This window comes from Nonomuraea sp. NPDC052634, from assembly GCF_040678535.1.
GTDB classification, from domain to species: domain Bacteria; phylum Actinomycetota; class Actinomycetes; order Streptosporangiales; family Streptosporangiaceae; genus Nonomuraea; species Nonomuraea fastidiosa.
Genome location: NZ_JBFATY010000001.1, coordinates 1,389,489 through 1,414,451 on the forward strand (window position 1 = coordinate 1,389,489; position 24,963 = coordinate 1,414,451).

At 71.3% G+C, this 24,963-nt stretch carries 23 protein-coding genes and 1 pseudogene; 11 read left to right on the top strand and 13 right to left on the bottom strand.

Features of this window, described 5'->3' with window-relative positions:
* Positions 1–89 precede the first annotated feature (89 nt).
* A complete protein-coding gene (locus tag AB0K67_RS06380; RefSeq protein ID WP_364053810.1) occupies positions 90–926 on the bottom strand; it encodes a siderophore-interacting protein in 837 nt (278 codons plus the stop codon).
* Positions 927–1,020: 94 nt separating this feature from the next.
* A complete protein-coding gene (locus tag AB0K67_RS06385) occupies positions 1,021–1,998 on the bottom strand; it encodes an alpha/beta hydrolase (RefSeq protein ID WP_364053813.1) in 978 nt (325 codons plus the stop codon).
* 345 nt (positions 1,999–2,343) lie between these two features.
* Here AB0K67_RS06385 and AB0K67_RS06390 point away from each other — a divergent pair, with 345 nt between their 5' ends.
* The 3 genes and pseudogenes from AB0K67_RS06390 to AB0K67_RS06400 form a co-directional block, all read left to right on the top strand.
* Positions 2,344–3,039, top strand: coding sequence for an ABC-2 family transporter protein (locus AB0K67_RS06390; protein WP_364053816.1), 696 nt, complete (start codon positions 2,344–2,346; stop codon positions 3,037–3,039).
* Entirely contained in the window at positions 3,032–3,820 is a 789-nt protein-coding gene (locus tag AB0K67_RS06395; protein WP_364053819.1) for an ABC-2 family transporter protein, read from the top strand. The genes AB0K67_RS06390 and AB0K67_RS06395 overlap by 8 nt, the downstream gene beginning before the upstream one ends.
* Positions 3,821–3,822: 2 nt before the next feature.
* Positions 3,823–4,491: pseudogene (locus tag AB0K67_RS06400) on the top strand (ATP-binding cassette domain-containing protein); the annotation flags it as partial.
* A gap of 71 nt (positions 4,492–4,562) precedes the next feature.
* Here the strand turns inward: AB0K67_RS06400 and AB0K67_RS06405 are convergent.
* On the bottom strand, positions 4,563–5,036 hold the full coding sequence (locus AB0K67_RS06405; protein ID WP_364053822.1) for a hypothetical protein: 474 nt from the start codon (positions 5,034–5,036) through the stop codon (positions 4,563–4,565).
* Positions 5,037–5,157: 121 nt separating this feature from the next.
* Here AB0K67_RS06405 and AB0K67_RS06410 point away from each other — a divergent pair, with 121 nt between their 5' ends.
* The gene (locus tag AB0K67_RS06410; RefSeq protein WP_364053825.1) at positions 5,158–5,694 is read left to right on the top strand and encodes an MFS transporter; all 537 of its coding nucleotides are present in this window, start codon (positions 5,158–5,160) and stop codon (positions 5,692–5,694) included.
* Positions 5,695–5,742: 48 nt separating this feature from the next.
* Positions 5,743–6,465: a YcnI family protein gene (locus AB0K67_RS06415; RefSeq protein WP_364053828.1), complete on the top strand. Its 723-nt coding sequence runs from the start codon at positions 5,743–5,745 to the stop codon at positions 6,463–6,465.
* An 86-nt stretch (positions 6,466–6,551) separates the two neighbouring features.
* Here the strand turns inward: AB0K67_RS06415 and AB0K67_RS06420 are convergent, their stop codons facing one another.
* The 3 genes from AB0K67_RS06420 to AB0K67_RS06430 all read right to left on the bottom strand — a co-directional run bounded on the left by AB0K67_RS06420 (position 6,552) and on the right by AB0K67_RS06430 (position 9,689).
* Positions 6,552–7,493, bottom strand: coding sequence for an ABC transporter permease subunit (locus AB0K67_RS06420; RefSeq protein WP_364053831.1), 942 nt, complete (start codon positions 7,491–7,493; stop codon positions 6,552–6,554).
* Positions 7,480–8,448, bottom strand: coding sequence for an ABC transporter ATP-binding protein (locus tag AB0K67_RS06425; RefSeq protein ID WP_364053834.1), 969 nt, complete (start codon positions 8,446–8,448; stop codon positions 7,480–7,482). The genes AB0K67_RS06420 and AB0K67_RS06425 overlap by 14 nt, the downstream gene beginning before the upstream one ends.
* A gap of 86 nt (positions 8,449–8,534) precedes the next feature.
* A complete protein-coding gene (locus AB0K67_RS06430; protein WP_364053837.1) occupies positions 8,535–9,689 on the bottom strand; it encodes a DUF2092 domain-containing protein in 1,155 nt (384 codons plus the stop codon).
* 145 nt (positions 9,690–9,834) lie between these two features.
* Here AB0K67_RS06430 and AB0K67_RS06435 point away from each other — a divergent pair, with 145 nt between their 5' ends.
* Positions 9,835–10,509, top strand: coding sequence for a response regulator transcription factor (locus tag AB0K67_RS06435; RefSeq protein WP_364053840.1), 675 nt, complete (start codon positions 9,835–9,837; stop codon positions 10,507–10,509).
* Positions 10,502–11,848 carry an ATP-binding protein gene (locus tag AB0K67_RS06440; RefSeq protein ID WP_364053843.1) on the top strand — a complete coding sequence of 449 codons (1,347 nt, stop codon included), beginning with the start codon at positions 10,502–10,504 and terminating at the stop codon, positions 11,846–11,848. Before AB0K67_RS06435 ends, AB0K67_RS06440 begins: the two co-directional genes overlap by 8 nt.
* A 474-nt stretch (positions 11,849–12,322) precedes the next feature.
* Here the strand turns inward: AB0K67_RS06440 and AB0K67_RS06445 are convergent, their stop codons facing one another.
* On the bottom strand, positions 12,323–13,192 hold the full coding sequence (locus AB0K67_RS06445; protein WP_364053846.1) for a LysR family transcriptional regulator: 870 nt from the start codon (positions 13,190–13,192) through the stop codon (positions 12,323–12,325).
* 623 nt (positions 13,193–13,815) lie between these two features.
* Here AB0K67_RS06445 and AB0K67_RS06450 point away from each other — a divergent pair.
* Both AB0K67_RS06450 and AB0K67_RS06455 read left to right on the top strand, forming a co-directional pair.
* Positions 13,816–14,829 (top strand): neutral zinc metallopeptidase, encoded by a 1,014-nt coding sequence (locus AB0K67_RS06450; protein ID WP_364053849.1) that lies wholly within the window; start codon positions 13,816–13,818, stop codon positions 14,827–14,829.
* A gap of 134 nt (positions 14,830–14,963) precedes the next feature.
* Entirely contained in the window at positions 14,964–16,937 is a 1,974-nt protein-coding gene (locus AB0K67_RS06455) for an LCP family protein (RefSeq protein ID WP_364053852.1), read from the top strand.
* Positions 16,938–17,070: 133 nt separating this feature from the next.
* Here the strand turns inward: AB0K67_RS06455 and AB0K67_RS06460 are convergent, their stop codons facing one another.
* The 5 genes from AB0K67_RS06460 to AB0K67_RS06480 all read right to left on the bottom strand — a co-directional run bounded on the left by AB0K67_RS06460 (position 17,071) and on the right by AB0K67_RS06480 (position 22,735).
* Positions 17,071–18,279, bottom strand: a complete 1,209-nt coding sequence (locus AB0K67_RS06460; RefSeq protein WP_364053855.1) for a cytochrome P450 — start codon at positions 18,277–18,279, stop codon at positions 17,071–17,073.
* Between the two features lie 193 nt (positions 18,280–18,472).
* Entirely contained in the window at positions 18,473–18,799 is a 327-nt protein-coding gene (locus AB0K67_RS06465) for a hypothetical protein (protein ID WP_364053858.1), read from the bottom strand.
* 147 nt (positions 18,800–18,946) lie between these two features.
* Complete coding sequence (locus AB0K67_RS06470) at positions 18,947–20,986, bottom strand: spermidine synthase (protein ID WP_364053861.1); 2,040 nt, start codon at positions 20,984–20,986, stop codon at positions 18,947–18,949.
* A gap of 265 nt (positions 20,987–21,251) precedes the next feature.
* A complete protein-coding gene (locus AB0K67_RS06475; RefSeq protein WP_364053864.1) occupies positions 21,252–21,977 on the bottom strand; it encodes an ABC transporter permease in 726 nt (241 codons plus the stop codon).
* Positions 21,978–21,979: 2 nt separating this feature from the next.
* Positions 21,980–22,735: an ATP-binding cassette domain-containing protein gene (locus AB0K67_RS06480; protein WP_364057461.1), complete on the bottom strand. Its 756-nt coding sequence runs from the start codon at positions 22,733–22,735 to the stop codon at positions 21,980–21,982.
* A 70-nt stretch (positions 22,736–22,805) separates the two neighbouring features.
* Here AB0K67_RS06480 and AB0K67_RS06485 point away from each other — a divergent pair, with 70 nt between their 5' ends.
* Positions 22,806–23,537: a TetR/AcrR family transcriptional regulator gene (locus tag AB0K67_RS06485; RefSeq protein WP_364053867.1), complete on the top strand. Its 732-nt coding sequence runs from the start codon at positions 22,806–22,808 to the stop codon at positions 23,535–23,537.
* Positions 23,538–23,633: 96 nt separating this feature from the next.
* On the opposite strand, the gene AB0K67_RS06490 is transcribed toward AB0K67_RS06485, so the two are convergent.
* The gene (locus tag AB0K67_RS06490) at positions 23,634–23,942 is read right to left on the bottom strand and encodes a DUF4190 domain-containing protein (protein WP_364053870.1); all 309 of its coding nucleotides are present in this window, start codon (positions 23,940–23,942) and stop codon (positions 23,634–23,636) included.
* 117 nt (positions 23,943–24,059) lie between these two features.
* Here AB0K67_RS06490 and AB0K67_RS06495 point away from each other — a divergent pair, with 117 nt between their 5' ends.
* Complete coding sequence (locus AB0K67_RS06495) at positions 24,060–24,950, top strand: ion transporter (protein ID WP_364053873.1); 891 nt, start codon at positions 24,060–24,062, stop codon at positions 24,948–24,950.
* Positions 24,951–24,963: the final 13 nt, after the last annotated feature.

A 24,963-nucleotide genomic window follows, 5' to 3' on the forward strand; every position in this document is an offset into this window, starting at 1 on the left:
GCTCCGGCCCTGCTCCGGCGCTGCCCTTCCGGCGCTGCCCTTCCGGCGCTGCCCTTCTGGCGCTGCCCTTTTCCGGCGCCGAACGCTGGTCAGGACGCGATCGCCGCGGCCTCCTCGGCCTCCACCTGGCGGTTCCAGTCGCGCTTGACCGCGCGCCACGCCTCGTCGTCCACGCCCGCCCGCCAGTAGCCGGAGATGGACAGCCGATCGAGGCCGATCCCCCGCTCCAGCCGCAGGAAGCGGCGCAGCTCCTTCACGAACCCGGCCTCGCCGTGCACGAACGCGTGCACGTCACCCTCGGGGAAGCCGAGCGCGCGCACGGCGGCGACGAGCTTCTCGCCCACCGGCCGGTCGCCCCGGTAGAGCCAGGTGATGCGGGCGTCTGCGGAGGTCTCCAGCTTCAGCTCGTCCTCAGGGGAGTCGACCTCCACGAACACGTGCGCAAGAGCGTCTTCTGGCAGCGCTTCGAGCGAGGCGGCGATGGCCGGCAGCGCGCTCTCGTCACCCACCAACAGGTGCCAATCCGCCCGGGGGTCGGGCGCGTAGCCGCCGCCGGGGCCCAGCATGATCACCTCGTCGCCGGGCGCGGCCTGCGCCGCCCAGGGGCCCGCCAGGCCCTCGTCACCGTGCACGACGAAGTCGAGCGTCAGCTCAAGGGCGTCGGGGTCCCACGCGCGCACGGTGTAGGTGCGCAGCCTGGGCCAGAGCTGCCGCGGCATCGTCTCGCGGCAGATCTTCATGCTGAACGGCCGGGGATAGTCGACCCCTTCGTACGGGAACACGAGCTTGACGTAGTGGTCCGTATACCCGTTCGTCGAGAAGCCGGAAAGCCCGTCACCACCGACGACGAGCCGCACCATGTGGCGCGAGATGCGCTCGGTGCGCTGGACGACCCCCCGATGGTGGTCAACGTGGTTCTCCGGCATGAGCAGTCCCCCTGAGCAAGTTAGGTATACCTAACCTTACACTGCCCTCATTTCTCAGCGTATGCCTTTGCCCACAAATGGGACAGGCAAAAATTCAGGCCGCCGCCGTGTCACCCGCGGCGGACCCCGCTCCTGCCACCTCCCCCAGGAAGCGCGACATGTGCCGGAACGCCTGGCGCGCCTCCGGCAGCACGTCGGCCAGGATCGGGAAGACGTGCGGCATCCGAGGCCATTCCTCGTACCGCACCGGCACGCCCGCCTCCCGCGCCCGCGCGGCCACCCTGTGCGCCTCGTCGCGCAGCACCTCCGTCGAGCCGGTCACGATCATCAGCGGCGGCAGCCCGGTGAAGTCGCCGTGCACCGGCGAGACCAGCGGGTCCCACGGGTCGAGGCCCGAGGTCCACCAGCGGGCCAGCCAGCGTACCCGCCCGGCCGGCAGCATCGGGTCCTGCCAGCGGTTCTCGCGGCGCGGGATGTCGGTGAGGTCGGCCCACGGCGACAGGCAGATCGCCGCTGCGGGCAGCGGCCGGCCCGCGTCGCGCAGCGCCAGCAGGGTCGCGAGCGTCAGGTGGCCACCGGCGGAGTCGCCCGCCAGCACGACGTCCTCGGCCGCGTACCCCTGGCGCAGCACGCAGTCGTAGGCGTCGAGCGCGTCGGCGAGCGAGTCGGCCAGCTTGTGCACGGGCCCCTGGCGGTAGTCGAGCGCGAGGACCGGACGCCTGGCCGCCGCCGACAGCCGCCAGGTGATGGACCGGTGCGTACGCGGCGAGCATGAGAAGTAGCCGCCCCCGTGGAAGTAGAGCACCGCCTTGCGCTCGTCGAGCTCCCGCCCGGCGCGCACCCATTCGCCGCCGCACGCCGAGAACGCGGCGGCCTCCACCACGACGTGCTCGGGACACGGCACCCGCACCACCCGTCCGAGCTCGCCCAGCCGCGCGGCGCCCGCCAGGGCGAGCGGATGGCGCATGAGCAGGCTGGAGACCGGTTTGACAGTGCTCCACATCAGGCCGGTGAGCGCGCGGGCCTGCCAGCTCAGGGGGTAGTCGGGAACCACGTCCGTGTCGATCCGCATTGTGTGACCCTCCAAGGATGTCCTTCCCTGGAGATCGCGTTCCTACCGGCGAGTAAGTAACTCATCTCTTACCCGGACATTTCGGCACGGTGACGACCGCTGCCGATACCCCCGGCGATCCACCCGCGGTACGGAAAAAAGGCGTTGCCAAGAGCCGCCGCATCAGCGCATAATTCCGTGCTTCCCGATCGCGGACCCATGTGCGGGCCAGGCACGGAACGTCACCGCGCCATCACTCCCCGGAGGTGCCAAACCATACCGCTCTATGCCCGGCTCGTCCGGTACGGCTTTCGCAAACACGCCACCTACCTCGGGGCCGCACTCGCCGGCGCGTTCACCAACAGCGTGTTCGGCGTCCTGCGCGCCTACGTCCTCATCGCGCTCTGGCAGGCCCGCCCTGGGCTGGCCGGCTACGACGTGACCGACGCCGTGACCTTCTGCTTCCTCACCCAGGCGTTCATCGCGCCGATGCAGCTCTTCGGCGGCGGCCTGACCATCCCCGAGCGCATCCGCAGCGGCGACATCGCGCTCGACCTGGTACGCCCGGCGTCCCTGCAGCTGTGGACGCTGTCGGAGGACATCGGCAGGGCCGCCTACCTGTTCCTCGTGCGCGGGATCCCGCCGATGCTGATCGGCGCGGTGCTGTTCGGCATCAAGGTGCCCGCCGGCGCGGGTCAGTGGGCCGCGGTGGTGGCCGGTCTCGCCATCGCCGTCGTGCTCAGCTTCGCCTGGCGCTACCTGCTCGCCCTGTCGGTCTGCTGGCTGCTCGACGACCGGGGCGTCCAGGTGCTGTCGTTGGTCCTGATGACGTTCTTCTCGGGGATGATGGTGCCGCTGCACCTCTTCCCCGGCGCTTTCGGCGACATCGTCGCCGTGCTGCCCTGGGCGGCCATGGTTCAGGTGCCCGCCGACCTCTACCTCGGCAAGGCCGACGTCGTGGAGGCGCTGGCCTTCCAGGTGTTCTGGGCGGTCGTCCTGCTCGGGCTCGGCGCGCTCGGCACCCGCGCGATCCGCCACAAGGTGGTGATCCAGGGTGGTTAGGACGTACCTGCTGCTCGTCTGGACGTGGACCCGCTCCGCCGCCGCCTACCCCGCCTCGTTCGTGATGATGACCCTCTTCGGGTTCATCACGGCGGCGATCGACGTGGGCGTCATCCTGGTGGTCTTCGCCAACACCACCAGCCTGGCCGGTTTCTCCCGCGAGGAGGTGCTGTTCCTGTACGGCGCCGCGAGCGTGTCGTTCACCGTGTGCGACACGTTCGTCAGCAACCTCGACCGGGTCAGCCAGCACATCAAGGCGGGCACGCTCGACACGATCCTCATCAGGCCGGTCAGCCCGTGGCTGCAGCTGGCCACCGACCGGTTCAACCCCACCAGGATCGGCCGCATCGTGCAGGCGGGCCTCGTGCTCGGCTACGCGATCGCCGCCCTCGGCATCGACCCGCGGCGGGCCTGGATGATCCCCGTCATGGTGATCACCGGCATCGTCATCTTCGCGGCGCTGTGGACGCTGGCCGGCGCCGCGCAGTTCCTGCTGACCGACGCGCCGGAGGTGGTCAACTCCTTCACCTACGGCAGCCAGCAGCTCAACCAGTATCCGCTCAGCATCTATGCCCGCGACCTGGTGGCGGGCGTGACGTACGTGCTGCCGCTCGCCTTCATCAACTGGCAGCCCGGCCTGTACGTCCTGGGCCGTGCCGACCCCTTCGGCACACCGGAGTTCATGCGGTTCCTGGGGCCGGCCGTCGCGCTGGTCCTCGCCCTGGTGGCCGGGTTCGCCTGGCGGCAGGGCGTACGGCACTACCGATCCACGGGGAGTTGATGATGATCGAGCTCGACAGGGCCGGGCGCTCGTTCAAGGTGCGCGGCAAAGTCGTCCATGCCGTACGAGACCTGACCTTCACCGTGCAACCTGGGGAGTTCGTCGGCTACCTCGGGCCCAACGGCGCGGGCAAGTCCACCACGATCAAGATGCTGTGCGGCATCCTCACCCCCACGACGGGCACCGTACGGGTGGCCGGGCTGGAGCCGTCGCGGCGGCGCACCACGCTGGCGCGGCGCATCGGCGTGGTGTTCGGCCAGCGCACGACGCTCTGGTGGGACCTGCCGCTGAGCGACAGCTTCGAGCTGATCCGCCACCTGTACAAGGTGGAGCGGGCCACGTTCCGGGCCCGGCTCGACGAGCTGACCGAGACGCTCGACCTGGGCTCCTTCCTGCGCACGCCGGTGCGGCAGCTCAGCCTCGGCCAGCGCATGCGCGGCGACCTGGCGGCGGCGCTGCTGCACGCGCCCGACGTGCTGGTGCTCGACGAGCCGACGATCGGGCTCGACGTGGTCAGCAAGGCCGGAATCCGTGACTTCCTGCTCCGGCTCAACGCCGAACGGGGCACGACCGTGCTGCTGACCACGCACGATCTGGGCGACATCGAGCGCTTGTGCCGGCGGGTGATGCTGATCGACCACGGGCGGCTGGCCTTCGACGGGACGCTCGACGACCTGATGGCCACCGCGCCCGGCCAGTCGTCTCTGGAGGAGGTGGTCACCCGCCTGTACACGGGGGCGAATCAGTAGTAGCCGCCCTGCCGGCTGGTCTCGTACTCCTCGTCGTACTCGTCCTGCTGCCGCGACCAGCGTGACGGCATCAGCACGGGGATGAACAGGGCCACGCCGAGCAGCGCGTACACACCGCTGGTGAGCAGCGTCCTCGCGCCTTCGCCGGCTTCGAGGACGATCTGGTTCATCGACTGGCCCGACGGGATGAAGGACAGCGCCCTGTTGACGTCGAGGGCGTACACGACGGTCCAGGCCAGCAGCACCATCGAGGGCACGAACGTCGCGAGCGGCGAGATGCGGCCGGCGGTCACGAGCCCGACGACGAGACCCACCGCGGCCATCGAGCCCAGCGAGATCCACAGGGTCTTCTCGTCGACCGTGGTCGCCGCCGCGACATCGAGCGCGTGCCGGACCGCCCATCCGCCGCCCCCGAGCACGGCCGCCGTCACGACTACACCGACGAGCAATCCAGCTAAGTGCCGCAACGTTCTCACCTCTATGTCAACGTGGTCGGCACTGACACTAGCGACAAATGCCATATACGGCCCAGGCATTGGGCAGCTTGGGTCTCCACCGGCCTCGGCCCGTGAGACCATGAGCACACCCATGCGTGCGCAACTCCCGATGAGGCTCGCGCGGACGGCCGCCTTCGCCGCCGTCTGCGTGGCGCTGGCCGCTTTCGCCCACGTGCTCGGCGGCGGTGCCGCCCCGGCTCCGTGGACGGCCGCGCTCGGCCTCGCCGGGGTGTCGGTGCTGGGGCTGGCCCTGTGCGGCAGGGAACGCTCGGCGGGCACGATCAACCTGGCGCTGGTCGGGGTGCAGATCGGGCTGCACGAGCTGTTCGCGGGCGAGGGCGCCGGCTACGTGTCGGTGCACGGCCACGCGCAGGGCGGGCTCGGGGTCAACGCGGGCATGCTGGTGACCCACCTGACGGCGACGATCATCACCGGGCTGTGGCTGGCGCGCGGCGAGGCCGCGCTCTGGTCGGTGCTGCGCCGGCTCGGCCGCCGCCTCGTGCTGCTCGTCCTGCCCGCCGTACCCGTGCGGCCCCGGTGCGCTCCACCCGTGGTGACCAGGGTGCTCCCGCTGCGGCCGGTCTTCCGGCACAGCGTGGCCAGGCGCGGTCCGCCGCTTCCCGCCTGACCTTCTGACGCCCCTGTCCAACCCCCCGATCACACGTGGAGTTCTCGCATGTCCTTCGTACGCCGTGCGGCGACCGTGCTCGCCGCCACCGCCGCGCTCACCACCGCCCTGGCCCTGCCCGCCATGGCCCACGTCTCCATCCAGCCCGGCTCGGCCGAGCAGGGCGGCTTCACCAAGGTCGCCTTCCGGGTGCCCAACGAGCGCGACAACGCCTCGACCACCAAGATCGAGGTGTCCTTCCCCACCGATCACCCGCTGGCGTTCGTCTCGGTCAAGCCGGTGCCCGGCTGGAAGGTCGAGGTCACCGAGGGCGAGCTGCCCAAGCCGGTCACGACCGAGTACGGCGAGCTGAAGGAGGCCGTCACCAAGGTCGTCTGGTCGGGCGGCAAGGTCGAGCCCGGCCAGTTCCAGGAGTTCGAGGTGTCCATGGGGCAGCTGCCCAAGGACGTCGACTCGCTGATGTTCCCGACGAAGCAGACGTACTCGAACGGCGAGGTCGTCGACTGGTCGGAGGCGCCGAAGGCGGACGGCTCGGAGCCCGAGCACCCGGCGCCGCTGCTCAAGCTGGTCCCCGCCGCCGCTGACGAGAACGGCGCGGCCACGACCGCCGCGACCGCTCCGGCGAGCTCCGCGCCGTCTGTCGCGCCGGTGGCGGCGGCCGAAACGGCGTCGGACACCACGGCGCGGCTGCTCGGCGGGGCCGGGCTGCTGGTCGGTGCCGCCGGCGTCGTGGTCGGCGTGCTCGGCCTGCGCCGCCGCCCCTCGGCCTGACCCCTTCGTCCGTGCGGCGCTCGGGTCACGCCCCGAGCGCCGCACGGGCGCCCAGGACGCTCACGACGCCCTGACGCTCCCGACGTTCAGGACGTGATGTCCTTGCCTGAGAAGCGCGCCCAGGCGATCGAGCCGAACAGCAGGATGTACGCCCCGAACGCCAGCAGCCCGTCGCGCAGCGCGGCCACGTCGATCGGGCTGCGCAGCACCGCGTCGAAGTCCGTGAACCTGGTCGGCAGCAGGTACGGGGTGACCGCGTTCAGGTCGGGGATGGCCCGCAGCACCTGGGAGACGATGACCAGCACGATGGTGCCGGCGATCGCCCCGATGGACACCTCGGTGAACGTCGACAGCGCAAGCGCGATCGCGGCGAGCGCGGCCATCCCGGCGCCGACGTACCCGACGCAGACGACGATCCGCAGCAGGCCCTCGGTCATGGTGACGGTGGTGCCCGACAGCAGCGTCACCGGCCCGGCCGGGAACAGCAGCAGCCCCGTCAGCAGTGCCGACAGCGCCACCACCGCGGTCACGGCGTAGGAGTAGACGACCGCGTTGAGGAACTTGACCGCGAGCAGCCGGGTGCGGCCCGCGGGGGCGGCCAGCAGGTAGCGCAGGGTGCCCGCGCCGGCCTCGCCGGCGATCGAGTCGCCCGCCACCACGCTCACCGCCACCGGCATCATCAGCAGCACCAGGAACGAGAACGACAGGAACGTCAGCATCAGGCTGTTGCCCGCGACGTCCTGGACGATGCCGTCCATGCCCTCGCCCGAGCCGCCGACCGCCCGCAGGGTGATGCCGACGATGACCGGCACGAGGGCGAGCACGCCCAGGATCACCAGGTTGCGCGGGCGGCGGAAGGTCAGCCCGAGCTCGGAGGCCAGCAGCCGCCAGAACGCCGCCACCGGCCGCCCCACCCCGGCGACGGCCCCGGCCGTCCGGCCGCCATCGGCGGTCCCGGCGGCGGAGCCGGGGGAGCGCCGGTCGAGCGTGAACGTGCCGGCCGATCCCCCGTTCTCAGCCGTCGACATCGAAGCCCTCCCCTGTCAGTCCCACGAACACGTCTTCAAGGCTCGGCCGTACCACGGCCAGCCCGCGTACGGCGACGCCCTCCCCCACCAGGGCGGCGTTGACCCGCTCCGGCGCGTGGCCGCCCAGCTCGGCGGTGACGTGCGCGTCCCCGGTCCGCACGTCGTCCATGCCCAGGCGTTCCAGCACCCGGACGGCGGCGGCCGCGTCCGGCGTCTCGACCCGGATGCGGACGGCCAGCCCGGCGCTGAGCGAGGCGATCGTGCCCTGCGCCACGAGCTTTCCCGCACGCATGATCGCCGCGTGCGTGCACATCTGCTCGACCTCGGCCAGCAGGTGGGAGGAGACGAACACCGTGGTGCCGTCGGCGGCGATCTCCTTGACCAGCGCGCGCACCTCGCGGGTGCCCTGCGGGTCGAGCCCGTTGGTGGGCTCGTCCAGGACGAGCAGCTCCCGCGGCCTGAGCAGGGCGGCGGCGATGGCCAGCCGCTGGCGCATGCCGAGCGAGTAGGTGCGGTAGCGCTTGCCCGCAGCGGCCGCCAGCCCGACCCGGTCGAGCGCGTCGGCGATCCGCCGCCGGGCGGTGGCGCGCGAAGCGGTCGGGTCGGCCGCGTCGAAGCGCATGAGGTTGTCGGCGCCCGACAGGTACGGGTAGAACGCCGGCCCTTCGACCACCGCCCCCACCTTCGGCAGCGCCTGGACGGGCGGCAGCCCGAGCACGGACTGCTCGCCCGAGGTGGGCGTCACGAGGCCGAGCAGCATGCGGATGGTGGTGGTCTTGCCCGAGCCGTTGGGCCCGAGGAAGCCGAACACCGAGCCGCGCGGCACCGTCAGGTCGAGCGCGTCGACCGCCACCTGGCCGCTCCTGAAGCGCTTGGTCAGCCCCCGCGTGACGATCGCCGCGCCCACCGTCTCCACGAGCGTGTCCGGCGCGTCCGCACGCGTCGCCGTGTCCATCGTCTCCCCCGCATCCGTACTGAATCCTCCTCCGCCGGAGGGCGGGGCCGCCCCGGAGGGCGCCCCCGCTTCGTGCGTGACCGACGTCACTTGACGCCCGCCGCCCGGATGATCTCCTCCGGGGTGACCGCGCCGACCAGCAGCCGGCCGTCGTCGGTGAGCAGGGCGGTGACGAGCTTGGTCTTGATCAGCCTGCCTGAGCCCCACGGGCCGCTGACCGGGGTGGCGCTGTTCAAGACGCTGTCGAGCACCGCCTGCGGGTCGCCGCCGCCGTCGAACCTGCCGTGGCCGCGGTGGCCGGAGCCGTCCTCGCGCGCCTGCTCGGCCTTGGCCGACAGCTCGCCGGGGTCGAACGGCAGCACCGCCACCCTCGCCCAGCCCTCGCCGACGATCTTCGCGGTGTCCGCGACGTCCTTGGCGTGCTCGGCGTGCTCGGCGTGGGCCGCCCGGTCGAGCCCGATCTCCTTCTCCTCCACCTTGGCGCCCGCGGGCGGGGTGAAGGTGAAGTTCTCGGCGGCCGGCGGCGTGAACGTGACCTGCGTGAAGCCCACCTGGTAGGCGGGCTCGGCCGAGCCCTTGGCGTAGATCTGGACCTGGAGCGGGACGTACGTCTCGCCGTCGAGCGCGATGCGCACCTCCTGCACCAGCGAGCTCTCCGCCTTGGGCGAGAGCACGAGCTGGTACACGGGCCGCCCGGCCACCTCGGCGGTGTTGATCACCCGGACGGCGGTGTGCTCGCCCGCCTCGGCCAGCACGCGCTCGGCCACCTGCTGCGGAGTGAAGTCCGTAGGCTGTGGCACGGGCGTCTCCGGCCGCTCCGGCCCGCCCTGCTTGATGGTCAGCTTGGTGGCGGTGTTGGTGGCGCTGTCCCAGTACCACGCCTGGCCGCCGTTCAGGATCAGGTTGGTCTCGTTGAGCTGGGTCGGCATGGCCACGCGCAGCTTGTCATCGGCGCCGTACCAGACCTTCACCTCGTGCGAGCCGGACAGCAGGCTCAGCGGCGAGGAGCCGGTGGCGGCGGCCGGTAGCGCGGGCAGGCCGAGCGAGGCCGTCTGCTGCACGGTGCCGGACATCGGCGGGATGCCGCCTTCCTTGCTGGTCGCCGCCACGGCGTCGGCGAGCAGCTGCTCGGCCGAGCGCTCCGGCAGCACGGGCTCGCCGCTCACGGCGGCGATGACGGGGCCGGCGCCGATCGCGGCTCCGATCACGGCGGCCGCCGCGACCGGGACCCCCCACCTCACGAGCGTGCCTCTTCGCATCTCACTCCTTCACGGTATGTCGATGCTCAGAGCCTGCGTCAGCGATCCTGTGGCGATCCTGAGACAGTCTGAGACGGCTCTCAGTCTTCTCAGCGCAGTCTCAGCGCCGGAACGGGAGAATCAGCACATGAGAGTACTTGTCGTCGAGGACGAGCGCCGGATGGCCGCCGCACTCCAGCGGGGGCTCCAGGCCGAGGGTTTCGCCGTCGACCTCGCCCACGACGGCGAGGAGGGCCTGCACGCCGCCCGGCACGGCGACTACGACGTGGTCGTGCTCGACATCATGCTGCCCAAGCTCTCGGGCTACAACGTGTGCAAGCAGTTGCGCGCGGAGGAGAACTGGGTGCCGATCCTCATGCTGTCGGCCAAGGACGGCGAGTACGACATGGCCGACGGGCTCGACCTGGGGGCCGACGACTACCTCACCAAGCCGTTCTCGTACGTGGTGCTGGTGGCCAGGCTGCGGGCGCTGATGCGGCGGGACGCCGGGCGGCGGCCGTCGGTGCTGCTGGCCGGCGACCTGTCGCTGGATCCGGCCAGGCGCCGGGTGGAGCGGGGCGGGACCGCGATCGAGCTGACGCCCAGGGAGTTCGCGCTGCTCGAGTACCTGATGCGGCGGCGGGACGAGGTGGTGTCGAAGTCGGAGATCCTGGAACACGTGTGGGACACCTTCGACACCGATCCCAACGTGGTCGAGGTCTACGTCGGCTATCTCCGCCGCAAGATCGACGCCCCGTTCGGCAGGAACGCGCTGCAGACCGTGCGCGGCGCGGGCTACCGGCTGGCGGGCGACGGTGGCTGACTCGCCGCTGGTCTGGTGGCGGCGGCAGGGGCTGCGCTTCCGGCTCACCGTCGCGGCCGCCGCCGTGCTCGCGCTGGCGCTGGCGCTGTCGGCGTCGGTGCTGCTCAGCGTGCTCGACCGAGCGCTGATCTCCACGGTCGACGACACCACCAGGCAGCACGCGCAGGCCGTCAGGGTGGCGGCCGACGCGGGCACGCTGACCAGCCCCATCACCACTCACGACGGCACGATCGTGCAGGTCATCGACGCCGGCGGGCGGATCACGCACGTGACGTACGGCGCGGACAGGCTGGTGCCGCTGCTCGACGCGGAGGGCAGGGCCAAGGTGCTGGCCAAGGGCGAGCCCGTGCTGCTGGACGGGCGGCCGTACGCGATCCCCGGGTTCCTGCGCGTCGTCGTGCTGCGCGCCGACCGCGGGCAGACCGTGGTGGCGGCCCGGCCGGTCAACGAGATCCAGACCAGCCTGGCCACCGCCGGCAAGGTGCTCTTCGTCGGCACGCCCGCGCTGATCGTGCTGCTGGCGGTGGCGAGCTGGCTGATGATCGGCCGTACGCTGCGGCCGATCACCGCGTTGCGCAGGGGCGCCGCGGAGATCACGCACACCGCCCGCTCGCGCCGCCTGCCGGTGCCGGAGTCGCGTGACGAGGTGCACTCGCTGGCCACCACGCTCAACGACATGCTGGCCCGGCTGGAAGAGGCCGAGCAGCGCCAGCGCGCGCTGGTCGCCGACGCCGCCCACGAGCTGCGCAGCCCGCTGGCCAGCATCCGGCTGCAGCTGGAGGTGGCGCTCGGCCACCCCGACGGTCAGCACTGGCAGGAGACCGCCGAGGGCGTGCTCGAAGACACCCTGCGGCTGTCCAGGCTGGCCGAGGACCTGCTGGCGCTGGCCAGGCTGGACGAGCGCGGGGGTGTGCCGGCCCGCCGCGAGCCCGTCGATCTCGACGAGGTCGTACGGCGGGCCGTGGACCGCTATCCCGAGGTCCGGCTGACCGCCTGTGAGCCGGTGGTGGTCACGGGCGATGCGCTGGACCTGAGCCGGGTGCTGACGAACCTGCTGGACAACGCCGTACGCCACACCACCTCCACGGTCGAGGTGGCGCTGACCGGTGACGGCGTGCTGACCGTCACCGACGACGGTCCCGGCATTCCCGAGCAGGATCGCGAGCGGGTCTTCAACCGCTTCACCCGGCTCGACACCGGCCGCAGCCGCGACGAAGGCGGCGCCGGGCTGGGGCTGGCGATCGTCCGGGAGACCGTGCGCGCACACGGCGGGACCGTCCGGCTGGAGGACGCCGAACCGGGGCTGCGGGCGGTCGTCACGCTGCCGCCTGCCCGCTAGCCATACCCGTTGGTGTCCATGGAGGGGCTGGGCCCTGGTCTCGCGGGGCTCTGCGTGTTACGCACGGGTCATGCGCGTGGTACGGGACCGGCCATCGGGGCTCGATCGGAGCGCCGCCTCCATGGCGGCGCCCGCTCCCGCGCCTGCGCTCACTCCCCCTGCGACGCCGCGTGAGGCAGGCCCTGAGCCCGTGTCCGGACTCGTGCGTGGACTCGTGCCCCGGCTTGCGCAGGGACTCTCGCCTGGGCCTGTGCTCGAGGCCGTCGCCGGATCCGCGCATGCCGCCGGAGCATGCGCGCATGACGTCCTCGCGGGGATCAGCAGGGGGTTCCGGGAGTTCCGGGGTTCACCGGGGGGTGTTGTCGGTCCGCTGACGAAGCTGCGGCTGCCACGGCGCCGGCGCCTCAGGGGCAGGCGGCGTCACCGGGATGGCGTGGCTCGCCATGCGGAAATGGATCGTTCCAGAAGGGTATGTCAGGCTGCGGTTCCTTTCTCGGCGGTGGCCAGGAAGTCCTGGGCGATGAGCGGCAGGCGGCGGCGTGCGTGCACGACCGCGACGACGCGACGCACCGCGGGTTCGAGCGAGCGCACCACCAGGCCCGCGCGCGCGGCCTGCTCGGCCATGCCCCGGTACCACAGCAGCGAGGCCTGCCCGGCGCGCACGGCGTTGAGCCAGCCGTTGCGCTCGTCGGTTTCGAGCACGACCTTCGGGGTGACCGAGAACTTGCCGAACATCGCGTCCAGCTCCCTGCGGCGCAGGCTCCCCCGGGCGGGCAGGGCCAGCCGCATGCCGTGCAGCCTGCCCATGGGCACCGGGTTGGGCAGTTCCAGCCCCGGCGGGGAGATCAGGACGATCTCCTGGCGTTCGAGTGGATGGGTGATGAGATCGGTGGGCACCGGCAGGTCGGTGAGACCCAGGTCGGCGCGCTGATCCCGGATGGCGCTGACGACGCCGTCGCGGCCGTCGCAGCGCACGATGTGGACGCGCACGCCCGGATGCTCGGCCGCGTAGGCGGGCAGCAGCCGCCCTGCCAGGCCGGGCTCCAGGCTGGGAGTGGCGGCGATGCGGAGTTCCGCCTCGGTGACCGTCGTCTGGTTGGCCAGGCCCTCGATCTCGTGAACGGCGTCGAGTGCCTCCCTCGCCAGCTTGACCACCCGGCGTCCCTGCGCGGTGACGACCACCCCGCGTCCGGAGCGAGCGAAAAGTGTCATGCCGAGCTCGCGCTCGAGATCGCGGATCGCGCGGGAAAGCGCAGGCTGCGCGATATAGAGCGATCTGGCCGCATCGGTCATGGTGCGGTGCTCCGCAGTCGCGACCACATAGCGGAGCTGCTGGAGATTCATGCCAAAGAAGCTAGGACAATGCCCGCCGTCGAGACCGGGATATAGCGGAGATCACCTCGACTGATTACGAACTGTAACCGAGTGCTGCTACATCCGTGACGGGTGATACGTCAGTATGCTTTTGCCCCAAATTTGGCAAGGGTCCGGCAAGCCATGTCCCAAACCATGGCAAATGCAGACATCCAGCTAAACGGGGAGACAGGTTGACAGGGAACGGGCACTATCCACCCCCGCCACAAGGGCCAGGGCAGCCTCAACGGCCACCCTCGTTGCCCTGGCCGCCGCCGGGCTACCGGGGGCCGCAGCAGCAGGGCGGCCCGTACCCACAGCCACAGCAGCCGCCACAGCCGCATCCGCAGCAGGGGCCGCCTCCGCCACCGCCGTACGGGCAGCCCCATCCACCTTATGGGCAGCCACCGCAGGGACAGCCTCCCTACGGGCGGCCGCCGCAGGGACAGCCGCCGTACGGGCCGCCGCAGGGGCAGCCGCCGTACGGGCCGCCGCAACCGCCGCACGGGCAGCAGCCGCCCCGGCCGCCGCACGGCCAAGGGTACGGGCAGCCGCCGCCTCCGCCCCCTCCTCTCCTGCCGCCGGTGCCGACGCAGCGCTGGCAGGGACCGCCCGTGAAGCGCGGGCTCGGCGTCGGGGGAACGCTGGGCCTGGTGCTCGGGTCGCTGGCGACGCTGTTCGTGCTCCTCATCGTGGGCGCGGCGCTGCTGGACGGCGCGTCGAGCAAGGACACGACGACGCCGGTCGCGATCCCCTCGTACGACCCGGATGACGACGAGCCGTCCGAGGTGCCCTCGTACGACACCTCCGACAGGCCGGACGAGGAGGAGACCCGCAGCGAGAAGCCGACGCCGAGCAGGGAGCCGACGCGGCGGCCGGAGCCGGAGGTCACGCTCGACACGAGCCTGAAGACCAACACGATGTACAAGGCCGGCATGCTGCCCCGGCTGCGGTGCCCGGCGGGCAACGCCAGCATCTACAGCCACAGCCAGCTCAAGGCGCTGATCCTGAAGACCGGCCAGTGCATGAACCGGGCCTGGAAGCCGATCCTGGAGAAGCAGGGCATCAAGTTCAGCCCGCCGCGGTACGCCATCGCCTCAGGGCGCGGGCGCGGCGCGTGCGGCGACTACCCGCAGCCCGGCAGCATGGTGCCGTACTACTGCCCGCGCAACAACACGATCTACGCCTCCACCTCGGCCATGGCCAGAGGCAACGGCAACGCGCGCGGCTACGGGCAGATCCTGAGCTGGCACGGCGGCATCATCAGCATGATGGCGCACGAGTACGGCCACCACGTGCAGAACATCACCGGCCTGATGGACTCCTTCTGGCGGCAGACCCTCGCGTCGAGCAGCCAGAGCGGCAAGCTCGCACTCAGCCGAAGGTTGGAGCTCCAGGCAACCTGCTTCGGTGGCATGTGGATGCGGTCGGTGGCGGCGTCGTACCCGGTCAGCACCGCCAACCGCAACAAGCTGTTCTGGTTCTACGGCCAGGTCGGCGACTACCCGGGCTGGCCCCGCGACCACGGCAAACCCGTCAACAACCACCGGTGGTTCCGGCAGGGCTGGGAGCGGAACCAGGCATACCAGTGCAACACGTGGATGGCGCCCGCCTCGACCGTCTCCTGATGCTCCCCTGATGTTCATCTCAGGTTGGGCACATGTCTCGGTTGTCCAGATATGGGGACTAGAATCCTGGCAATCTTGTGCCCAACGGGGGGCAAACGTCAGTTTTGCCTGGTAGGCGTGATAAGGAGCCGGGTGTGAGCAATCGCGATGGGGAAGACACCGTGCCAGAAGGCAGGAAACGGCGCCCCCAGCGACGATCGCGCACGGGTGGCAGCACCGAGCCGGGGGCGGCCGGTCAGGACATTCCGGTAGCGGGGCCGTCGGCGTCCCGCTCGTCCGGCTCGGAGCCGGCCTCGTCCCGCTCGGACCGGTCCCGCGGGCAGGGGCCTGAGTCTTCCGCGTCGCGCTCTCGCACGCCGGGGCCTGAGGCTCCGCGCGCCCGTTCGGACCGCTCCCGTGCGGCCGGGCCCGAGGGCGCCGCGCCCCGGCAGCCCGGCTCCGGAAAGGACTCCGCCAGGGACGGCGGCGGGCGGGCCGCCTCGGGGGCGGCCAGGCCCGGCGGCTCGTCCTCCGGCAAGTCGTCCGCCCGCTCCGGCGCCAGGAACCGCTCGGAGAGCCCGTCGCGGACGCGGCCCGGCTCGTCCTCCCGCCCCGACGGCTCGAAGAAGGCGCGTCCCGCGCGCAAGCCCGGCTCCGGCTCCGCCGCGCCGCGCTTCGCCAAGCCGCTGTCCCCGGCCGCCTTCCTCGGCTGGACCGCCCTGTCCGCCATCGTGCCCGGCGCCGCTCACCTGCGGGCCGGGCACCGCCGTACCGGACTGGTGCTGATCAGCGCGTACGCGGTGCTGCTGCTCGGTCTGCTCGCCTACGGGCTGAGTGTGGCCAGCGACCTGTCGAACGCGGCGTTCCTGGCCGACGACACCGCGATGACCACGGTGATCGTGCTCGCGGTGGTGTTCGCGCTGGCGTGGTTCGCGCTGCTGGTGACCTCGTACATCGCACTCGGCCCCAGCAGGCTGCCCCAGCAGGGCCAGGTGGTGACCGGCATCGTGGTGGGCGTGCTGTGCGTGGCGGTGATGTCGCCGTTCGCGCTGACCGCCAACTACGTGATCGCCGCCCGCGACTCGATCGGCGCGATCTTCCCCTCGCACCCCGACGACCCGCAGGCCACTGTCGCCGCCAAGGACCCCGAGAACCCGTGGGGCGACAAGGAGCGGGTGAACTTCCTGCTCATCGGCGGTGACGCGGCGGGCAACCGCACCGGCGTCCGCACCGACAGCATGAACGTGGCCAGCGTCGATCTGAAGACCGGCGCCACCGTGCTGTTCAGCCTGCCGCGCAACCTGCAGCACGTCCGCTTCCCGCCCAGCTCGCCGCTGCGCAAGCAGTTCCCGAACGGCTTCATGGCCGAGCTGCCCAACGGCGGCCTGCTCAACGAGGTCTGGCAGTGGGCCAACGACCACCCGCAGGTCATGGGCGGCCGCAACCAGGGCCCGCGCGCCCTCATGGACGCCATCGGCTACACGCTCGGCCTGAAGATCGACTACTACATGCTGATGAACATGTACGGCTTCGCCGACCTGGTGGACGCCATCGGCGGGCTGAAGATCAGGGTCGAGAAGGACATCAAGTGGGGTGGCCTGTACGGCACGGCCGGTGTCATCAAGGCGGGCTACCGGAAGCTGAACGGCGAGGAGGCCCTGTGGTACGGCCGCTCGCGCGTCGGCAGCGACGACTTCTCCCGCATGGCCCGCCAGCGCTGCGTCATCGGCGCGTTCGCCCAGCAGGCGACGCCGGCCGTGATCCTCGCCAGGTTCGAGAAGATCGCCAGGGCGGCCAAGCGGCTCGCGCAGACCAACATCCCCCGCCACCTGGTGCAGCCGCTGGTCGAGCTGGCGCTCAAGGTGAAGCAGGCCAAGATCACGAGCCTGCAGTTCGTGCCGCCGGAGTTCTACTCGGGCCGCCCCGACTGGGCCAAGATCCGCCGCGCCACCAAGAAGGCCATCGCCGACTCGGTCCGTCCGGCCCGCAGGGCGCAGACCGCGAACGTCTCCGCCTCCCCCAGCGTCACCGGCGCGAGCCCGACGCGGACGCGCGCGATGGCGCCCACGCAGACGCCGACCAAGAACGCCGCGAAGGCCCAGTCCCTCGACGAGCTCTGCGGCCTCTGATCCCCCGCCGCGCCACCGGTCACCGGGTGAAGGTGACGGGCAGCCGGCGGGGACCCGTCAGCGGGAGGAAGCTGCGGGAGCCGCCGTTGGGAGAGGCCGGCGGGTGAAGTGATGGGAAGCCGGCGAAGGCCCGTCAGCGGGAGAAAGTGACGGGCAGCGCGCGGGGGCCGCGTACGGTGATGCTGCCGCGCCAGCGGAGCGCCTCCGGCGGGACGGCGAGCGCGAGCCCCGGCAGGCCGGCGACCTCGGTCAGCGCGGCGCGGGCGACGAGCCTGGCCAGCGGCGCTCCCAGGCAGTGGTGCGGGCCGTGGCCGAAGCTCAGGTGGGCGTTGTCCTCGCGGGTCAGCACCGGCACGTCGGGCGCGTCGAAGCGGCCGGGGTCGCGGTTGGCGGCGGCGAGGGCGACCAGGATGGGCTGACCGGCCTCCAGGCGCATTCCGCCGAGTTCCACGGGCTCCCGCGCGAACCGCCAGGTGGCCAGCTCGACGGGGCCGTCATAGCGCAGCAGCTCCTCCACGGCCTGCTCCACCAGCTCGGGGCGGGCGCGCAGCTCGGCCATCCGGTCGGGGTGGCGCAGCAGCGTGTACGTGCCGAGCGCGATGAGCCCGACGGTGGTCTCGTATCCGGCGACGAGCAGCAGGAAGAGCATCGACAGCAGCTCGTCGCCGGTCATCCCGTCGCCGTCCTGCGCGGCTTCGGTGACGGCGCTGATCACGTCGTCACCGGGCTCGCGCTGCTTGGCGGCCACCAGCTCGCGTGCGTACGCGGCCAGCTTTCGCATCGCGGCCGGCCTGGCGTCCCGCTCCCCCGGCTCCGACGAGACCACGGCCGCCGTCCACCGCCGGAAGTCCGTACGGTCTTGCGCGGGCACGCCCAGCACGTCGCAGATGACGCCGGCCTGGAGCGGCGAGGCGAAGTCCGCCACCAGGTCGTCTCCGGGCTTCAGCGCGGCGGCGAGGTCCCGGGCGCGGGCCTCGATCCCGTCGCGCATGCCGGCCAGCCGGCGCGCGGTGAAGTAGCGGGAGACCAGGCGGCGCAGCCGGGTGTGCTCGGGCGGGTCGGTGGTCAGCAGGTGGGTGCCCAGTCCGGATCGGTCCTCAAGCGGGCGGCCGCGCCCCGCCTCCTGCCAGTCGGGTGGCGCGAGGCGGGGGTCCTTGCTCAGCCGGGGGTCGGCCAGCGCGGCGCGGGCGTCGTCGTAGCGGGTGACGAGCCGGCCGTACAGGCCGCTGCGCAGGCGTACGAGCCGGGGCGCGCCCTCCTCGCGCAGCCGCGCGTAAAGCGGGTACGGGTCGGGCAGCGACTCCCACAGCATCGCCTCACCGACCGGCAGACTCGCCGGCATCGAGCTTTCCGAAGACGAGCTCCCCGAAGGCGGGCTCGTGGACGGCGACGGGTGCTCGGACGGCGAACCCTCCGAAGACGGGCTCGCGGACGGCGACGGGCGCTCGGACGGTGGTGTGTGCGCGGTCATGCGGCTCCCCGGACGTCGGCTACGGTCCCATCCTGCCCCCATGGGCCCGCAGCGCCGGGAGAGCTCACGTGCCGAGCCGGTCCAGGATCCACTCCGCGAGCGTCGCGGTCACCTGGCCGTGCTCGCTGTTGTGCGCGTCGCATGGGAAGTCGTCGAGCTCGCTCTGCTCGGGCGACAGCGCCGTGATGTCGGTGTACAGGTCCACCGGCCGGCCCACGGGGTCGAACCGCAGGGCGACGGGACTCACCGACGGGACGAGGCACGCCGAGCGGAACCGCGCGTCGATGGTGGCGCCGGCCAGGCCGTCGAGTGCGTCCCAGGCGAAGACCTGCTCGTCGGGCGGCACGTTCCTGCCGGTCCCGTCGGCGGCGCCGTTGGCATCGAGTGGCACGTTCCGCCGGTGCCGGTGGCCACGCCGATCTTGCGCGGCCGGTTCGGGAACCAGCCGGAGCGCCGCAGGCCGCGCAGGAACTCATCCGCCGGCCGCCGGCAAAATCAGAGACCGTTTCATATTTTCCTATACGGTCTCCGGCGATTGTCAGGCGGTGACGGAGTTACGGCGCGGCAGCAGCACGAGCGCCCCGAGATAGAGCACGGCGGCGACGATGAGCAGGCCCTTGTAGCCGACGACGAGCGCGACGTATTCGAGGCAGCCGCCGACCATCGCGCCGAGGAGGTTCGCGCCGAACGACGTGGTGGCGTCGGCGGTGTCGGCGAAGCGCTTGGCGAAGATCACGTTCGCGGCGAAGATCGGCAGGAACGCCACCGTGACCGCCGCCACGGCGCGCAGCGGCACCGGCAGCGCGAGCAGCCACTCGTTGGGCACCAGCCAGGCGAGCAGCAGGCCGGCGAAGAGCACGGCGTACATGACGGGCAGCGGCGGGGTGCGGAAGCGGCGGGTCACCTCGACCGCGCAGAGCACCGCCACGAGCACACCGGCGAAGACGATCGCGTTGACCACCCAGGTGGTGCCGAACAGCAGCGCGAACCCGGTCACGCTCTTGGTCTCCAGCAGCATGAAGCCGACGCCGAGCAGGAACAGGTCGGCGTACGGGCGCATCCGCCGGTACGGCCCGGCCACGGCGCGCACCGCCAGCAGGCTCACCACGAGGATCAGGCCGAGCGTGATGACGTAGATCGGCGGGATCGTGGCGTCCTTGAGGTAGAGGAAGGGCCGGTCGTCTCCGGCGGGTTCGGGCGTGCCGGGTGCGGCCCCCGGCCACTCGGTGGCGCAGCGCTGGTCGGCGGCCGTCAGCCCGGCGGTGATCACGGCCTGCTGCCCCGCGGTGCTGACGACGTCGACGCACGGCGCGTGGCCGAAGGCGCGCTGCATGGTGGCGGCCAGGCGGTCGACGAGCCAGCTCTCGCGGTAGTAGTTGTACATCGAGAACGTGCCGCCGGGCTTGAGGTGGGCGCGGGCGGCCCGCATGGCCTCCTCGGTGAACAGGTAGCTCTCCAGGCGCAGCGAGCTCGCGCCGGAGACGAGGGTGAGCGAGTCGGGCAGCGCGAAGAGGATCAGGTCGTAGGTGTCGCCGCTGCGCTCAAGGAACGCGCGGCCGTCGGTGATGTGGGTGGTGACCCGCGGGTCGTCGTAGGGGCGGTCGGGGTGGGTGGAGCCGCCCAGCTCGCGCAGCTTGGGGTCGATCTCGACGGCGTCGACGCGGGTGGCGCCCTTCGACAGCGCGATCGCCACGTCGGTGCCGCTGCCCGCGCCGACGATGAGCACGTCCTTGGGCTGCTTGGTGGTGCGCTCGTACGGCAGGCCGTACTGCGCCTCCCACTGCAGGCGGACCTCCGCGGGCACGGCCTGCTGGTGCGGGATGCCGTTGACCGCGATGTCGGTGACGGGGACGCCGGCCAGCACGAGCGGCTTGGTGGTGACCTTGTAGTACGGCGACCAGAGGGCCCCGGCGGTGACCGTCTCGGCCAGCAGCAGCCCGATGACGGCAACGGCGGGCACGACGACGAGGCCCGCGTACAGCGCGGGCGGGCGGGGCACGAGCAGCACGGCGTAGCAGCCGGCCGCGATCAGCCCCCAGAAGACGGGCGGCGCGCTGAGGAACGACAGCAGCGTGAACGCCGCGATGCCGGTGAGGCTGCCGATGAGGTCGAAGCGGTACGCCTCAAGGCGCGGCAGCTCGGGAAAGCACCGGCCGACCAGCTCGGCGGGGCCCATGAGCACGATAGCGGCGGCGCAGAAGACGACCGGCAGGATCGCCCAGGCGGGCGGGCCGCTGGTGGACAGGCTCGTCCAGTACAGGACGCCCTCGGTGTCGCGGTCGACGGTGACGGGGAACGCCAGCACGACGATGACCAGCAGGGCGAGCACGACCGGCGAGTAGTAGGGCTGCCGGTTCGACCGTCCGACGCGCAGGAAGCCGAGCCCGATGCCGAGGAAAGAGCCGAGCAGTACGAAATTGGTGAAATAGCTCAGATGGACGATGTTGGAGCCGGTCCACCGGATCAGCGCGAGTTCCAGGAAGAGCATGAAGGCGCTGGCGAGGACGAGCCTCGGCCGGACCGCCAGCCAGTGGGTTTTCTCACCGTCGTCGACGGGCTTTTGCGCCTGCAGCGTCATAAGCCCTCACCGTAGTGAACGTGCTGGGAACACGGAAGCCTGACGCCGCCGGGGCGAGATGACGCTATTTGCACTCTTTGAGAGGTTCGCGCAGCTCAAAAGCCGCAGAATGGCCGGGGCGTTCAGCGGCGGAGCGGGAATGCGGGGAGCTTCGTTTCATACCGCCCGAACGCCCCTGGAGCGGGTTTCACGGTGCGGGCATGCGGAACCGGGCACGCGACCCGGCCCCGCGCTCACGCCCGGCGCCTATGGGGGCCCCGCGTGCTCACGCCTGCTCGCGGTTGAACACGCGGGTGCCGATCGCGAGGCTGAACACCGCGAAGACGACGGTGACCGCCGCGCCGATCGCCACCGTGCCGGTCAGGTAGTGGCCGTGGAACAGGTCGCGCAGCGCCTCCAGGACGTACCTGAACGGGCTGATGTGCGACAGCGCGTCCAGCCAGCCGGGCGCCATCGACATGGGCAGGAACGAGCCGGACAGCAGGATCAGCGGCACCACCGCCGTGGTCATCACCGGCGGGAACAGGTGGTCGTCGATGGTCAGCGCGATCGCGTACGACAGCGCCGCGAGGCTCGCGCCCAGCACCACGATCAGCACGAACCCGCCCGCGATCCCGGCGAGCGGCGCCCGCAGTCCGAACGCGTAGGCCACGGCGAGCAGCAGCACGGTCTGGATGACCAGCGTGACCACGTTGTTGAGCACCCGTCCGAGCAGCAGCGCGAGCCGGCTCGCCGGGGTGACCCGCAGCCGCTCCAGCACGCCCGAGCGCTTGTCGAAGACGATGCCGAACCCGGCCATGCCCGCGCTCATCAGCCCGAGCTGGATGATCAGGCCGGGCACCAGCGTCTCCCACGTACCGATGGTGACGAAGATCGGGCCGAACAGCACGAGAAACAGCAGCGGCTGGATCGCCCCGACCACGATGCCGACGCGCTGCCCCAGCGTGACGCCGAGGCCGTGCCGGAAGAGCAACCAGGTGTCGCGCAGCATCGTCACACCCCCTGCCCGCTCATCGCGCTCTCCTCGCGCAGCGACCTGCCGGTGATGTCGAGGAAGACGTCGTCCAGCGTGCGCCCGCCGCGCTTCAGCTCGGCGGGGGTGCCCTCGGCGACGATGCGGCCACCGTCCATGATCATGATGCGGTCGCAGAGCGCGTCGGCCTCGTCGAGGTAGTGGGTGGTCAGGAACACGGTCATGCCGCGCTCGTCGCGCAGGGAGCGGATGTGCTGCCACAGGCCGGCGCGGCTCTGCGGGTCGAGCCCGGTGGTGGGCTCGTCGAGAAAGAGCAGCACGGGCTCGTGCAACAGCGCGAACGCGATGTCGAAGCGGCGGCGCTGCCCGCCGGAAAGCGTCACGGCCGCGCGGTCGGCGAGGCCGGTCAGGTCGAGCCGCGCCAGCACGTCCGTGATGCGGCCGGCGACCTCGGCGCGGCCGAGCCCGTAGAGCATGCCCTGAAGCTCCAGCTCGCCCCTCAGAGGGCTGACGGGCGGCAGGCCGCTGCCTTGAGCGACGTAGCCGATGCGGCGGCGCACCTGGGCGGGCTCGCGTACCAGGTCGTGCCCGGCCACGGTCGCGGTGCCGCCGGTGGGGCGCAGCAGCGTGGTCAGCATGCGCATGGTCGTGGTCTTGCCCGCGCCGTTGGGGCCGAGGAAGCCGACGATCTCCCCCGGCTCCACCGTCATGTCGACGCCGGCGACGGCCTGCACGCCGCCTTTGAAGGTCTTGCTCAGACCCGATGTTTCAATGATCATTTCATCGCCTCCAAAATTTAAGCAATCACAATTTTGGTGCGACTGCAAACTTGGTACGATGGCAGGCATGACCGAGGGACTGCGGGAGCGGAAGAAGCGCGCGACGAGGCAGCGCATCTCCGACGTCGCGACGGGGCTCTTCATGGCGCGGGGGTTCGACAACGTGACGGTGGCCGAGGTGGCGCGGGCCGCCGACGTCTCGGTCAACACGGTCTTCAACTACTTCGGCACGAAGGAGGACCTGTTCGCCGACCGGCAGGACGAGGTGGTGGAGCAGGCGCCGAGGGTGCTGCGGGAGCGGCGGCCGGGCGAGAGCATCGTGCGCGCGTTCCGGCGCGACTACCTCGAGGCGATCGAGACCCGCCACTGGCGCTACGGGCTCAACGAGGGCAGCCACGTCTTCTCGAAGATCGTCAATGACAGCCCGGCGCTGACGGCCCGCATGCGCGAGATCGCGGTCGCGCAGGAGGAGACGCTGGCGCGGGCGCTGGCCGAGGAGCTCGACGCGCACCCTGACGACCTGACGCCGCGCCTCGTGGCGGCGCACCTGCTCGGCACCACGCGCATACTGAGCGAGCGCGCGATGACCATGATGGTCGCGGGCGAGGTGTGGGAGCGCATCGCTCCCATGCTGCGCGAGCAGGCCGAACGCGCCTTCGACCTGCTGGAGTCCGGGCTGGGGGCGCTCGGCCGCGAGCCCGGCGGCGGCGAGCCCAGCGGCGGCGAGCCCGGCGGTGGGGAGCGCGGCGGCGGCGGGCCCGGCGGCGGGGAGTCTGGCGCGCAGGAGCCGCCCGCCTAGCGGACGGCCCAAGAGGGCGGCGTGACGCGAAAAGGCGAAGAGCCCGGCTCAGGCGGGAGCCGTCCCGCGTGAGCCGGGCTCAGACGTCCGGCGCGATCAGTACGTGTTGATGCTCGCGATGACGCTCATCGTGATGATGAAGGCGACGAAGAGAGCGGCGAGGATGAGGAAGACCGTGCCGATGATGCCGCAGATGCGGCCGGCCTGGATCTGGCTGCGGTTCTCGTAGTAGTAACCGCTGGCGTCGATCTCCTTGAGTGCCTTGTTGCCCATCACCCACGCGAACGGGCCGATGAAGCTGCACACCACGATGCTGAGAATGCCCAGCACGAGGATCGTGGTGCCGTTGGGATGGCTCTGCGGAGGCGGTCCGTAGTAGCCAGGGCCGTAGTCGGGATAGGACATGCGTTTGTGGTCCCCTCACGTGGTCAAGGTCAGGTGGGTTTATACCACAGTCACCCTCTTGATCATGTTTGCGCCATCATGGTGAGGCACATGTCCACCCCTGAGGAGCCTGCCCCCGTGCGTGAACGCATGCGCGCCCTTCTCGCGCACCCGTACTTCCAGCGTTTCATCATCGGCGTCATCCTGATCAACGCGGCCACTCTCGGCCTGGAGACCTTCCCCGCCGTCGTCGAGCGCTACGGGACCCTGCTGACCGTGGTCGACCACATGGCGCTCTACATCTTCGCCGCCGAGCTGCTGGGCAAGCTGTACGTCGAGCGCACCGCCTTCGCGCGCGATCCCTGGAACATCTTCGACACGATCATCGTCGGCATCGCCTTCGCCAGCACCAACGGCGGCCTGTCGGTGCTGCGCTCGCTGCGCATCCTGCGGGTGCTGCGGCTGCTGTCCGTCGTGCCCAGCCTGCGCCGCGTCGTCTCGGCGCTGCTGCGGGCGATGCCGGGGATGAGCTCGATCGTGGTGCTGCTCTCGCTCGTGCTGTACGTGGCCGCCGTGATGGCCACCAAACTGTACGGTGCGACCGCGCCCGACCGTTTCGGCACCCTGCCGACCTCGCTGTTCACGCTCTACCAGACGATGACGGGCGACGACTGGGGCAACATCGCCCGCGAGGTGATGGCCACGCACCCTTCGGCGTGGATCTTCTTCGCCTCGTTCATCCTGGTCTGCACGTTCGTGGTGCTGAACCTGTTCCTCGCCGTCGTGGTGAGCGCCATGGACGAGGAGAACGCCGAGGAGCGGGTGGCGCAGAAGCAGGACGCCGCCTCGCAGACCGAGCGGATCCTCGCGGAGCTGGCCGAGCTGCGCAAGGAGGTCGCCGAGCTGCGGGCGCTCCAGACCGCCGCGCCGGTGGCGGCCGCCGCCGGCGCGGCGCAGAACGGGTCGTCCAAGGCGCGGCGCAACGGCCACAACGGCAACGGCTCGCGCGCCAAGAAGAGCCGCAGGTGAGCCCCGTACGGTG